General features: G+C 67.1%; 9 protein-coding genes. All 9 read left to right on the top strand.

From position 1 onward, the window contains the following. Positions 1–14 precede the first annotated feature (14 nt). The 9 genes from GO615_RS09080 (at position 15) to GO615_RS09040 (ending at position 13035) form a co-directional block, all read left to right on the top strand. Positions 15–2339 (top strand): hydantoinase B/oxoprolinase family protein, encoded by a 2325-nt coding sequence (locus GO615_RS09080; RefSeq protein WP_169127155.1) that lies wholly within the window; start codon positions 15–17, stop codon positions 2337–2339. Between the two features lie 23 nt (positions 2340–2362). Then, positions 2363–2869: an acetone carboxylase subunit gamma gene (locus tag GO615_RS09075; protein WP_169127153.1), complete on the top strand. Its 507-nt coding sequence runs from the start codon at positions 2363–2365 to the stop codon at positions 2867–2869. A 203-nt stretch (positions 2870–3072) separates the two neighbouring features. Continuing rightward, the gene (locus tag GO615_RS09070; protein ID WP_169127151.1) at positions 3073–4092 is read left to right on the top strand and encodes a WD40/YVTN/BNR-like repeat-containing protein; all 1020 of its coding nucleotides are present in this window, start codon (positions 3073–3075) and stop codon (positions 4090–4092) included. A gap of 10 nt (positions 4093–4102) precedes the next feature. Further along, positions 4103–6478: an efflux RND transporter permease subunit gene (locus GO615_RS09065; RefSeq protein WP_169127149.1), complete on the top strand. Its 2376-nt coding sequence runs from the start codon at positions 4103–4105 to the stop codon at positions 6476–6478. An 85-nt stretch (positions 6479–6563) separates the two neighbouring features. Further along, entirely contained in the window at positions 6564–8183 is a 1620-nt protein-coding gene (locus GO615_RS09060) for a DUF1302 family protein (RefSeq protein WP_211167015.1), read from the top strand. Between the two features lie 20 nt (positions 8184–8203). Further along, positions 8204–9532: a DUF1329 domain-containing protein gene (locus GO615_RS09055; RefSeq protein WP_169127147.1), complete on the top strand. Its 1329-nt coding sequence runs from the start codon at positions 8204–8206 to the stop codon at positions 9530–9532. 139 nt (positions 9533–9671) lie between these two features. Then, entirely contained in the window at positions 9672–11660 is a 1989-nt protein-coding gene (locus tag GO615_RS09050) for an AMP-binding protein (protein ID WP_169127145.1), read from the top strand. A gap of 26 nt (positions 11661–11686) precedes the next feature. Next, positions 11687–12385, top strand: a complete 699-nt coding sequence (locus tag GO615_RS09045) for a CoA transferase subunit A (RefSeq protein WP_169127144.1) — start codon at positions 11687–11689, stop codon at positions 12383–12385. 2 nt (positions 12386–12387) lie between these two features. Continuing rightward, positions 12388–13035, top strand: a complete 648-nt coding sequence (locus tag GO615_RS09040; protein ID WP_169127142.1) for a CoA transferase subunit B — start codon at positions 12388–12390, stop codon at positions 13033–13035. The last annotated feature ends 149 nt before the right edge of the window (positions 13036–13184 follow it).

The raw sequence follows: 13184 nt of genomic DNA, 5'->3' as shown, positions 1-13184 counted from the left end.
TCGAGGAGACCGCCATGAACATGATGACAAACAAGGAACTCGGCTTCGCCGACCTGCTGAAGAACGGCCAGACGCTGAAGCAGTTCCGCGACGGGATCATCGAGCGCACCAAGGCCACCGGCTACTACAACGGCCAGGAGAAGCTCGAATTCCGCGACAGCGACCCGATCGGCTACGAGAAGCTGTTTTCCAAGCTGCGCGGCGGCCTCGTGCATGCCCGTGAGACGGCGAAGAAGATCGCGGCGAGCCCGATCGTGGAGCAGGAAGGCGAGCTGTGCTTCACGCTGTACAACGCCGCGGGCGACTGCGTGCTGACTTCGACCGGCATCATCATCCACGTCGGCACGATGGGCGCGGCGATCAAGTACATGATCGAGAACAATTGGGAAGGCAATCCCGGCATCAATCCCGGTGACATGTTCACGACCAACGACTGCGCGATCGGCAACGTGCACCCGTGCGACATCGCGACGATCGTGCCGATCTTCTGGGAAGGGCGGCTGATCGGCTGGGTCGGCGGCGTGACGCACGTGATCGACACCGGCGCGGTGACGCCGGGCTCGATGTCCACCGGCCAGACGCAGCGCTTCGGCGACGGCTACATGATCACCTGCCGCAAGACGGGCATCAACGACGAGCCGCTGCGCGACTGGCTGCACGAGTCGCAGCGCTCGGTGCGCACGCCGAAGTACTGGATCCTCGACGAGAAGACCCGCATCGCCGGCTGCCACATGATCCGCGAGCTGGTCGAGGAGGTGATCCGCGCCGACGGCATCGAGGCCTACGAGAAGTTCGCCTTCGAGGTCATCGAGGAGGGCCGCCGCGGCCTGATGAGCCGCATCAAGGCGATGACGCTCCCGGGCAAGTACCGCAAGGTGTCCTTCGTCGATGTGCCGTACAAGCACGAGGACGTGCAGGTGTCGAACGCCTTCGCCAAGCTCGACTCGATCATGCACTCGCCGTGCGAGATGACGATCAAGCCGGACGGCAAGTGGAGGCTGGACTTCGAGGGCGCGAGCCGCTGGGGCTGGCATACCTTCAACGCGCACCAGGTGGCCTTCACCTCGGGCATCTGGGTGATGATGTGCCAGACCCTGGTGCCGACGCAGCGCATCAATGACGGCGCCTACTACGCGACCGAGTTCCGCCTGCCCAAGGGCACGTGGTGCAACCCGGACGATCGTCGCACGGGACATGCCTACGCGTGGCACTTCCTGGTCTCTGGCTGGGCGGCACTGTGGCGCGGCCTCTCGCAGTCCTACTTCAGCCGCGGCTATCTGGAAGAGGTCAATGCGGGCAACGCCAACACCTCGAACTGGCTGCAGGGCGGCGGCATCAACCAGGACGGCGAGATCCACGCGGTGAATAGCTTCGAGGCCTCGAGCTGCGGCACTGGCGCCTGCGCGGTGAAGGACGGCCTGAATCACGCCGCGGCGATCTGGAACCCGGAAGGCGACATGGGCGACATCGAGATCTGGGAGATGGCCGAGCCGCTCCTGTATCTGGGCCGCAACGTGAAGGCCAACTCCGGCGGCTACGGGAAGTACCGCGGCGGTTGCGGCTTCGAGACGCTGCGCATGGTGTGGAACGCCCAGGACTGGACGATGTTCTTCATGGGCAACGGCTTCATGAACAGCGACTGGGGGATGATGGGCGGCTACCCGTCGGCGACCGGCTACCGCTTCGAGGCGCACAAGACGGGGCTGGAGCAGCGCATCGCGATCGGCGACTCGCTGCCGCTGGGCGGCGACCTCGACCCGACGCGTCCGGACTATGAGCGCCACATCGACGCAACCGCGGTGGTCAAGCGTGACAAGCAGTGCATGACCACCGAGGACTGCTACGACAACCACGACCTGTACCTGAACTACCTGCGCGGCGGGCCCGGCTTCGGGGATCCGATCGATCGCGAGCCGAAGGCGATCGAGAACGACCTGAACCAGAAGTTCCTGCTGCCGGAGTACGCGCAGAAGGTCTATGGCGCGGTCTTCACGCAGGACGCGAAGGGCGTGTTCACGGTGGATCCGGCGAAAACGCAGGCCCGGCGTGCCGAAATCCGCAAGGAGCGTCTGGCGCGCGCGCTGCCGACCCGCGAATGGATGAAGGAAGAGCGCGAACGCATCGTCAATAAGCATGCGGCGGTGCAGGTGCAGCACATGTTCGCGACGAGCTTCGCGCTGTCCGAGAAATTCACGAACGAGTTCAAGGCTTTCTGGAACCTGCCGGCCGACTGGCAGCTGACGGAGACCGAGCTCAACGTGCCGACCTACGGTTCCAAGCACCGCATGGACCTGTCCCTGCTGCCCGACGTCACGACCGTCGTCCAGGTCGAAGAGTAATCACCGAATCGAGGAGTTGGAAAATGTCTACCTATACCAATGAACAGGTCGCACACCTCGTTGAGGGCTCGCTCGACTGGGAAACCACTTTCCGCATGCTGTCGATGCCCAAGGACAACAGCCGCTTCGAGCAGTACCTGAAGGCGCTGCAGGCCAAGGTCTCGTTCCCCCACAAGATCGTGCTGCCGCTGGGGCCCCACCTCTACATCGTGCAGGACGCGAAGACCAAGCAGTGGGTCACGATGTGCGACTGCGGCCACGACTTCGGCGATTACCGCGAGAACTGGAAGCTGAACGCGGCGATCTACGTGCGCGACACCGAGGAGGCGATGACCGAGGTGTATCCCAAGCTGATGGCGCCGGATACGCAGTGGCAGGTGTATCGGGAGTACTACTGCCCGACCTGCGGCACGATGCACGACGTCGAGGCGCCGACCCCGTGGTACCCGGTGATCCACGACTTCGAGCCGGACATCGAGGCGTTCTACAAGGAATGGGTGGGTCTGCCCGTCCCTGAAAAAGCGGCCTGAGCCGTCACTGCCGGGCGGTAGGCCCGGCGCCTGCGGGCCGGTGCCTCCATGACGGAGGCGCCGGCCGGGGCACCCCGGGGCCAGGCTGGCCCCGACATCTTCCCGAATTCCCCGACACCCATGCGGAGCGCGAGCCCTGCAGGGACTCGGCTACGCAAAAAAACGAAAGTCACGCGCCGGGCCACGGCGTGGAGGAGAGAGTGATGCTGCGTCGATTGAGGAAATATGGAGGCGGCGCCCGTGGCGTCGTCACGTTGATGACGTCGTCCGCGCCGCTGGTGATCGTCGGCGGCCTGCTGTACGCCGGGCTGTTCGTGAAGGCCGAGGCGGTCGTGCAGAAGGTCGAGCCGCCGGCGATCGAACGGCGCGACAGCTTCTACGGCGTGGCGGCGCCGGACGAGCGCACGGTCTGGGCGGTCGGAGCGGGCGGCAAGATCGTGCGCAGCGAGGACGGCGGCCACTCCTGGACACGCCAGCCGTCGGGGATCGATGCGAACCTCCAGGGCATCGCCGCGTGGGACGCGCAGGACGCCGTCGCGGTCGGCAATGACGGCATCGTGCTCGTCACCCATGACGCCGGCGCGAGCTGGACCCGTGCCGAGGTTCCGTCGAGCGGCAATCCCAACAAGTTCTTCCGCGTGCGCCTTGCCAACGGCGCGGCGTGGGCAGTCGGCGAATACGGCGCCTTGCTGCGCTCCGACGACCGCGGTGCGACCTGGAAGCGCGTGCTGCCCGAGGAGGACCGCGCCTGGAACGACGTGGCCTTCGTCGGCGACGCGGGCTGGGTGGTCGGCGAGTTCGGAGCGCTGATGAAGAGCGCCGACGGCGGTGCGACATGGCAGGCGGTCGAGATGGCGAACAAGGTCAGCCTGATGAGCGTGGCCTTCCGCGACGCGGACAACGGCGTGGCGGTGGGGCTCGCCGGCACGCTCCTCGTCACTTCCGATGGCGGCGCGAGCTGGCAGCAAGTGCCCGCGCTGACCCGGGAGCATCTCTACAGCGTGGTGTGGGACGACGGCCGCTGGCTGGCGGTCGGTGACAAGGGCGTGATGGCCAGCGCCGACGCCGGTGCGGCGCAGTGGCAGCTCGGGCGCGTGGCCGAAGGCGACGTGTCGTGGCGCACCCAGGTCGCGCGCGCCGGCTCTCGCTATTTCCTCGCCGGCAGCAATCTCGCCGTGCTCGACGATGGCGCGCTGAGCGTCGCCGGCCACAAGCGCATGTGAGGGCACGGGGATGAAGAACACGACTTTCGGCAAGGTCGACGCGGCCTTCGCCTTCCTCATCCGCTTCCGCGCGCTGGTCGTCGCCGCGGTCGCCGTGGTTACCTTGGCGATGGGCTGGCAGGCGAGCCAGATCGAGGTGAAGACGATCTTCAGCGATCTGCTCCCGCGCAACCATCCGTACGTGGAGGTGAACCAGCGCTTCAGCAAGACGTTCGGCGGTTCGAACATGGTCAGCATCATGCTCGAGGTGGAGCAGGGCGACATCTTCGATCCGGTGGTGCTCGGCAAGGTGCAGAAGCTCACGGTCGACCTGCAGCAGGTCGAGGGCGTCGATACCTACCAGATCATTTCGCTGGCCTCGAAGAAGATCAAGGAGGTGCGCGCATCGACCGAAGGGGTCGAGTCGCGGCCCCTGATGTGGCCCGACCTGCCGCAGGGCGCGGGAGAGCTCGCGGCGCTGAAGGCGGCGGTGCTCAACAACCCGCTGGTGTACGGCCCTTACGTGTCGACAGACCTGAAGGCGACGCTCGTGACGCTGGACTTCAGCGACGGCAACATGGACTACACGCGCGCCTTCAACCAGCTGATGAAGCTCGTCGGCGAAGCCGAGGGCGACGGCGTGAAGGTGCGCATCGTCGGCGAGCCGGTGCTCTACGGCTGGGTGAACCACTACCTGCAGGAGACGCTGACGATCTTCTTCGCCGCCGTCGCCGCGCTGGTCGTGCTGCTGTGCCTGATCACGCGCACCTGGCACGGCACGGTGCTGCCGCTGCTCGCCGGCCTCGTCAGTGCGATCTGGGCGCTGGGTGCCGCGCGCCTGATGGGCTTCCACCTCGACCCGCTGGTCGTCGTCGTGGCCTTCCTCATCACCGCGCAGGCGATCTCGAACTCGGTGCAGCTCATCGCGCGTTTCGACGACGAGACACGGCAGGGCACGCCGAGCGCCGCGGCCGCCGCACGGGCCAGCGCACGCAACCTGTTCAAGCCCAGCATGCTCGCGATCGTGGCCGATGCCGGCTGCGTGCTGGTCGTTGCGCTGACGCCGATCCCGCTGCTGCAGAAGATCTCCTTCATCGGCACGGTGTGGGTGCTCACCATCGCCGTAAGCGCGCTGGTCCTCACGCCGGTGATGCTGTCGTGGTTCGGCTCGCGCCAGCGCTTCATCCACCCGGTGAACATCAACCCGCTGCTGATGCGCATCCTCGGGATCTGCTCGGCGATCGTGACGACGCGCTGGCGCTACGCGGTGCTGGGCATGGCCGCTGCGGTGTTCGTCGTGTCGGGGCTGTACGCCTTCAACCTGAAGGTGGGCGACGCCAACCCCGGCTCGCCGATCCTGTGGCCCGAATCGGACTACAACCGCGACGCGGCCGAGATCAACCGCCAGTTCCAGGGCTCCGACCGCATGTTCGTCGTCGTCGCCGGCAAGGAGCCGGGGGCGCTGCGCGAACCCGAGGTGCTGTCGAGCATGACGCGCTTCCAGAAGTACATGGAGGCCCAGCCGGAGGTCGGCGGCAGCATCTCGCTTGCGGACATCCTGCCGCAGGTGAACCGCGTGCTGCGCGAGGGCAATCCGATGTACCAGGAGCTCGGCAAGAGCACAGAGGAAAACGCCGAGCTGATGTACATGTTCGTGTCCGGCTCGGACCCGGGCGACATGGACCGCTACGCCGATGCCGACGCGAAGAACGGGGCGGTGACGCTGTTCTTCCGCGACCACCAGGGCGAGACGATCCGCACCGCGGTGGCGCGGGTGCGCGACTACGTCGCCGAGCATCCGGTGAAGGGCGCGGAGTATCTGCTGGCGGGCGGGCTGGTCGGCGTGCTGGCGGCGGTGAACGAGGTGATTCTCGCCGGGCAGATCGAGGCCATCGCGCTGGCGCTGCTGGTGCTGGTGGTGTGCTGCACGATCACCTACCGCTCCACGGTCGCAGGGGTGTTCTTCATGATCCCCGTGCTGCTGTCGAACACGATCACCTTCAGCTATATGGCGTGGCAGGGCATCGGCATGAACATCAACACGCTGCCGGTGGTCGCGCTCGGCATCGGGCTGGGCGTCGATTACACCTTCTACATCGTCGATGGCATCCGCGAGAACCTGCACCGCGCGCACAACGTCGAGCGCGCGATCGTCAATGCGCTGATGGGCCCCGGCAAGGGCGTGCTGATCACGGCGATGACGCTCATCACCAGTGTCGTGCTGTGGCACTTCTCGTCGCTGCGCCTGCAGGCCGACATGGGCGTGCTGATCGCGTTGTGGCTGTTCATCTCGGCCTTCAGTGCGCTCTTCATCATGCCGGCCCTCGTCTATGTGTTCCGTCCGGAATTCATCGTCGGCAGCAAGCGCCGTCCCATCGAGCAGGCCGAACCCGTGCTGGTCGGCTGATCCACCCCCGCGGACGCGACGGGATCCCCGCCGCGTCCGTCCATGACCCCTTCAGAGCAGTGACAAAACGACAAGGAGCGAGGAGATGAGGAGCAAGGGAGTAACAAAGATCAGGGCGTCGGCGCTGGCGGTGGCCGCGGCCCTCGCCGGGCTGGCGGGCGGCCCCGCCCGGGGCGCCGATGCGAGCACGAATTACGAGCTTGCGGCGCTGCCCGGTGGCGAGGGCACGATGAAGTCCTGGGCTGCCGACGACTTCAGTTTCAACCTGTCCGGCTACGCGCGCGGCTGGGTGTCGGTGAACCTGGAGGACCAGCCGGAGCTGAAGGCGATCGGCGAGAAGAGCAAGGGCAAGCTGTCGATGGTGCGCGGTTCGCTGCTGCTCGACGCGGACGCCAAGACCGGGCCGATCAAGTGGAAGGCGATCGGCCGCGTCGACCGCGAGTACAAGACCGACTATCTCGACGACCTGGAGCGCTTGCGCGAAACCAACGGCACCAACCGCGGCGGCCACGCGAGCAGCATCCTCGACAACTACAACCGCGGCGAGGTGCGCGAGTTCTGGGCCGAGATCCCGCTCGGCGAGCGCGTCACCGTGAAGGCCGGCAAGCAGCAGCTGGTGTGGGGCGAGTCGGACTTTTTCCATGCGATGGACCTCGTGCATGGCTACGACCTGTCGTGGCGTCTGTTCTTCGAGGGCGAGAACGAGGAATGGAGGAAGCCGCTGACGCTGATCTCGACCAAGATCCGCGTGCCCGAGGCCGACGGCATGCTGGCCGCCTACATCCGCCCCGGCGTCGACCGCTGCCAGGACATCGGCAACACCTACGATATCCAGGGCGGACGCTGGTTCTTCCAGCCCTACCGCGGCTTCGACCTCACCGCGGTCACCGACAAGGACTGTGACCACCCGGCAGGCGACTACCGCGACGTCACCGGCGGCGTGCGCTGGTCGGGCGAGGCCCTCGGCCTCAGCTACTCCTTCGCCTGGCTCACGACCTTCTCGGCCGACCCGGTCGCGAACTCCGCCTTCAGGCCGTACAAGAAGGCGCCGGAAGGGGCGGTGTTCGACCGGATCCACCCGCAGATCGACGTCTACGGGATGACCGTGAGCGGCTACAGCGCCACGCTGGATGCCGTGCTCAGCGCGGAGATGGCCTACACCAAGGATCAGCCCTACAACATCGGCACGGGCGCCTTCCTCAACCCGACGGTGCCCGGAAATGTCGGTATCGGCCTGGGCGGCGTGAAGTTGAAGGACACGCTGACGACGATGCTGCGCATCGACAAGGACCTCGATCTGCAGGGCGTTTTCGGCACCTCGCGGCCCTCGTTCTCGTCGATCCAGCTGTTCGACACGCAGGTGCTGAACTTCAAGGAGTCGGACGACCTCGTGCGCCTGTTCGCGTACGGCACGCCGCTCACCGAGCACAACACCATCCTGACCGCGTTCACGACGCTGAACTACCGCAACGACACGATCAACCCGGGCTTCGCGATCGGCTTCGACCTCAGCCACGGCGGCGGTTTCGCGATCCCCAGCGTGTCGCTGACGCTCAACGACGAATGGCTCGCGCGCATCGAGGCGGACATCTTCTGGACCGGCAACCGTTCCAACAAGGTCCAGTTCAGTGGCGAGCGTTCGCAGCTCTTCGGCTACTTCGACAACGCCAGCCAGCTCGTTTTCCGCTTGACCCGGCAGTTCTGAAAAAAGAGAGGAGACCCACCATGCAGAAAAATTTCACCTGTGCCGTCCGTCCCTCGGTGCGGCAACTCGCGGCAGGCACCGGCCTCGCCCTCACGGCGCTGTTCGCCGCAGCGGGCGCGCACGCCAAGGTGCTCGAGCCCGGCTTCATCATCACGAAGGACAACCTCGCGAGCGTCAAGGAGGACACCTTCGAGGGCAAGACCATAGCCAGCATGATCCCGGAGAAGCTCGAGTGGATGATCACGAACTACGGGCTCACCATCAAGATCGCGCACTCGAAGAAGATCGAGATGGACCCGAAGTACGTCGAGGCGACGAAGAAGTGGTCGAAGGAGGTCAAGTTCAATCCGGCCGACCGCACGATCACCGGCTGGAAGGCCGGCATGCCCTTCCCGCCGGAAACAATCAAGATGGACGACCCGAACGCGGGCGACAAGGTGATCTGGAACCTGCGCGCCGCGACCTACGGCGCGACGATGGACCTGCGTGACATCGCCTGGGTGTTCCTCGACGCGAAGAAGGGTTACGAGCGCGTGCAGGCCTTCCAGTCGCGGCGCTACTACATGGAAGGGCGGCTCGACGGCGGGCCGGTCTCGGTCGGCGACGGCGACATCTCGCAGAAGACCTACTTCGTCGCGCATTACCCGCAGGACATCCGCGGCCTGGGCACCTTCTCGGTGCGCTACAACCAACCCGACTCGGCCAAGCCGGACGACTCCTATGCCTACCTGAAGTCGGTGCGGCGCACGCGGCGCCTCTCCGGCGGCGCATGGATGGACCCGATCGGCGGCACCGACCAGCTCTACGACGACTGGGACATCTGGGACGCGTGGCCGACCAAGTACACCCAGAACAAGCTCGTGGAGAAGCGCTGGGTGCTCGCGATCGCGCACAGCCCGGAGGTTAGCGTCGACACCGCGCAACCGTGGAGCGAGCCGCAGAAGCGCTTCCCGCGCATCAACATGGCCGAGCCGCCGTTCGCCAATCCGGCGAAGGACGTCGAATGGGAGCCGCGCGAGGTGTACGTCGTCGAAGGCACGCCGCCCGCCGAGCATCCGTACAGCAAGAAGGTCGCGTACATCGAGGTGGACTTCCCGCGGCCCTACCTGGGCTACGCGCTCGATCGCAAGGGTGAGTTCTGGAAGATGTTCATCTTCCAGAACCGGCCGGACGTGGGCGACGACGGCTACAAGGCGGTGATGCCGGTCGTCGGCCACATCATCGACGTCAAGCGCGGTCACGCGACCAACTGGTCGTCCAACATGAAATCCAACCCGAAAGGCGTGAAGGACACCGACGTGTCGCTGAACGTGCTGGAGGAGGTCGCGACCGGGGCTGGCAGCCGCTGAGGTCGCCTTCCGCCGCCCGCGCCGGTACCGCAGTCTCCCCCTTGGTCCGCCCCAGCCCAATTTCGGGGCGGACATTTTTCTCGCGGGGGCAGCGCCGGCGAAGCGGGTGGTGGCGATCAGGACAAGGGAGCACTTCGACATGCAGACATACCAGGCCACAGGCTGCGAATGGCGCACGACGCAGCTGGCGCAGTTCATCGCGCGCCACGGCGACCGCGACCTCGACGCGTTGCGCGAGCGCGCCGCCCGGGACCCTCGACGCTTCTGGGACCAGGTGCTCGACGCGATCGATCTGCGCTGGGTGAGGCCTTACCGGCAGACGCTCGACCTTTCAGGCGGCGTCATGTGGCCCAAGTGGTTCGTCGGCGGGCGGTTGGACCTCGTCGACAACCTCGTCGGCAAGCATGCGCGCGCGACGCCGACCAAGATCGCGATCCGCTGGGAGGGCGACCGTGGCGAACTGCGCACGATCAGCTATGCCGAGCTCGCGGCCGAGGTCGAGCGCGTCGCGGCGGGCCTGCGTGCGCTCGGAGTGGGCGAGGGCGACCGCATCGCGCTTTACCTGCCGATGATTCCCGAAGCGGCCGTGATGATGCTCGCGGCGACCCGCATCGGCGCGATCTTCATCCCGTTCTTTTCCGGCTATGGCGCCGACTCGGTCGCACAGCGCGTGCAGGACTGCGACGCGCGCCTGCTCGTGTGCGCCAACGGCTACTACCGCCGCGGCAAGCGCGTCGACATGCTCGCCGACGCCCGCGCGGCGGTGCGCGAGTGCCCGTCGCTGCGCCACCTCGTGATCGTCGACCGCCTCGGTACGGGGCTCCGCGCGCAGGAGGGGGAGGGGACGGACGACTGTATCGAGTTCGACTACCGCCGCCTGCCCGTGTCGGTGTCGACCTGCCCGCTGACGGCCTTCCCCGCCGACCAGACGCTGATGCTGATCTACACCTCCGGCACGACGGGCAAGCCCAAGGGCGTCGTGCACACGCACGCCGGATTCCCGGTGAAGGCCGCGCAGGACCTGATGATGGCTTTCGACCTGCGGGCCGACGACACGCTGATGTGGGTCACCGACATGGGCTGGCTGATGGGGCCGTGGATGGTCTATGGCGGCCTGATGCTCGGCGCGACCCTCGTCTTTTACGAAGGCACGCCCGACTACCCCGACGCGGGCCGCCTGTGGCAGGTGGTCGAACGCCATGGCGTCACGCACTTCGGCCTGTCGCCGACACTCGTGCGCCTGCTGATGGCGAACGAGGGCAGCGTACCGGAGCCGGCCGCGATCGAGCGCCTGCGGGTGTTCGGCTCGACCGGCGAGGCGTGGAACGAGGCGCCGTGGCTGTGGCTGTACGAGCAGGTCGGCCGCTCGCGCCGGCCCATCATCAATTACTCGGGCGGCACCGAGATCGGGGGCGGCATCCTCGCCTGCTTCCCCGGCCTGCCGCAAAAACCGGGTTCGTTCAACGGACCGATCCCGGGCGTGGCGGCCGACGTGATGGATGCGGACGGTCGTCCCTTGCGCGGCAGCGTCGGCGAACTCGCCATCCGCGCACCGTGGCCGGGCATGACCAACGGCTTCTGGCGCGACCCCGCGCGCTATCGCGAGGCGTACTGGTCGGTGTGGCCGGACGTGTGGGTGCATGGCGACTGGGCGCGCGTGGATGAGGACGGCCACTGGTTCGTGCACGGGCGCAGCGACGACACCATCAAGGTCGCCGGCAAGCGCGTCGGCCCCGCCGACTTCGAATCGGCGCTGGTGTCGCATCCGCTCGTCGTCGAGGCCGTCGCGGTCGGCGTGCCCGACGAGATCAAGGGCGAGGCGGTGGTGTGCTTCGTCACGGTCGCGGACGGCGCCGCGGAGGCCGCGCGCCCCTGGCCGGACCTCGAGGCCGAACTCGTCGAGCATGTCGGACGCCAGCTCGGCAAGCCGCTGCGCCCGGCGCGGGTGCACCGCGTCGTCGCGATTCCCAAGACGCGCAACGGCAAGACGGTGCGGCGCGTGATGCGCGGCGCCTATCTCGGCACGGGACTCGGCGACCTGTCGTCGATCGAGAACCCCGGGGCGATCGACGCGGTGGGGGCACTCGGACGCGCCCTGCGCGAGGCCTCCGCGGCAGTGCAGGCATGAGACATGACCATCAAGAGGAGGACATCATGAGCAAGGTATTTACGGACGCGGCCACCGCCTTGGCCGACGTCGTGCGCGACGGACAGACCGTCGCGGTCGGCGGTTTCGGACTGTGCGGCATCCCCGAGATGCTGATCCACGGACTGCGCGACTCGAAGGCCAAGGGCCTTACGGTGATCAGCAACAACGCCGGTGTCGACGGCATCGGCCTCGGCCTGCTGCTCGAATCGCGGCAGATCCGCAAGATGGTCGCGTCCTACGTCGGCGAGAACGCCGAGTTCGAGCGCCAGCTGCTCTCCGGCGAGCTCGAAGTCGAGCTCACGCCGCAGGGCACCCTCGCCGAGAAGCTGCGCGCCGGCGGGGCCGGCATCCCGGCCTTCTACACCCGCACCGGCGTCGGCACGCTCGTCGCCGAGGGCAAGGAGGAGCGCGACATCGACGGCAAGCGCTACCTGCTCGAGCGTTCGCTCACGGCCGACATCGCGCTGGTCAAGGCGTGGAAGGCCGATCGCGCGGGCAACCTCGTGTATCGCAAGACCGCGCGCAACTTCAACCCGGTCGTCGCCACGGCGGGCCGCATCACCGTGGCCGAGGTCGAGGAGCTGGTCGACACCGGCACGCTCGACCCCGACCACATCCATACCCCCGGCGTCTTCGTCCAGCGCATCGTCGTCAATCCGCGCCCCGCGAAGCACATCGAACAACGCACGACACGGCAGGAGTGATCATGGCCTGGACCCGCAACGACATGGCGCGCCGCGCCGCGCAGGAACTGCGCAGCGGCTTCTACGTGAACCTCGGCATCGGCATGCCGACCCTGGTCGCCAACCACATTCCGCCGGGCATGGATGTGTGGCTGCAGTCGGAGAACGGCCTGCTCGGCATCGGCCCGTTCCCGACCGAAGCCGAGGTCGACGCCGACCTCATCAACGCCGGCAAGCAGACCATCACCACGCTCGCCGGCAGCAGCATCTTCAGCAGCGCGGACTCCTTCGCGATGATCCGCGGCGGTCACATCGACCTCGCGATCCTCGGCGCGATGCAGGTCAGCGAGCACGGCGACCTCGCGAACTGGATGATCCCCGGCAAGCTCGTGAAGGGCATGGGCGGCGCGATGGACCTCGTCGCCGGCGTGCGCCGCGTGATCGTGATGATGGAGCACTGCAGCAAGGACGGCGCGCCCAAGATCCTGCGCCGCTGCGAGCTGCCGCTCACCGGCGTCGGCGTCGTCAACCGCATCATCACCGATCTGTGCGTGCTCGACGTCACGCCGAAGGGCCTACGCCTCGTCGAGACCGCCCCGGGGGGGGACGTCGAGGAGGTGCTGGCCTGCACCGGCGCGCCGATCGAGTCGGGCGAACCGGTAGCCGGCTGAACCGTCCGGCCGACCGTACGATATTCGAACGCCGTCCGGACGCAAGCGTCCGGAAATCGTACGGTCGGAGCAAGACGACTGCGGCCGGGCGGGGCAGTCGCCCCCGGCCGGGATCGGGGCATTTCGCCCGCACCTGCATTCCGCGCGGC

It is taken from the genome of Aromatoleum evansii (genome assembly GCF_012910805.1).
Taxonomy (GTDB): Bacteria; Pseudomonadota; Gammaproteobacteria; order Burkholderiales; family Rhodocyclaceae; genus Aromatoleum; species Aromatoleum evansii.
This window is presented reverse-complemented; position numbering and strand designations above follow the sequence as displayed.

Bases quoted from the DNA above. Each gene is read 5' to 3' on its own strand.
- GO615_RS09040 (WP_169127142.1), top strand. From the start codon at position 12,388: ATGGCCTGGACCCGCAACGACATGGCGCGCCGCGCCGCGCAGGAACTG.
- GO615_RS09050 (WP_169127145.1), top strand. From the start codon at position 9,672: ATGCAGACATACCAGGCCACAGGCTGCGAATGGCGCACGACGCAGCTG.
- GO615_RS09045 (WP_169127144.1), top strand. From the start codon at position 11,687: ATGAGCAAGGTATTTACGGACGCGGCCACCGCCTTGGCCGACGTCGTG.
- GO615_RS09080 (WP_169127155.1), top strand. From the start codon at position 15: ATGAACATGATGACAAACAAGGAACTCGGCTTCGCCGACCTGCTGAAG.
- GO615_RS09075 (WP_169127153.1), top strand. From the start codon at position 2,363: ATGTCTACCTATACCAATGAACAGGTCGCACACCTCGTTGAGGGCTCG.
- GO615_RS09055 (WP_169127147.1), top strand. From the start codon at position 8,204: ATGCAGAAAAATTTCACCTGTGCCGTCCGTCCCTCGGTGCGGCAACTC.
- GO615_RS09065 (WP_169127149.1), top strand. From the start codon at position 4,103: ATGAAGAACACGACTTTCGGCAAGGTCGACGCGGCCTTCGCCTTCCTC.
- GO615_RS09070 (WP_169127151.1), top strand. From the start codon at position 3,073: ATGCTGCGTCGATTGAGGAAATATGGAGGCGGCGCCCGTGGCGTCGTC.
- GO615_RS09060 (WP_211167015.1), top strand. From the start codon at position 6,564: ATGAGGAGCAAGGGAGTAACAAAGATCAGGGCGTCGGCGCTGGCGGTG.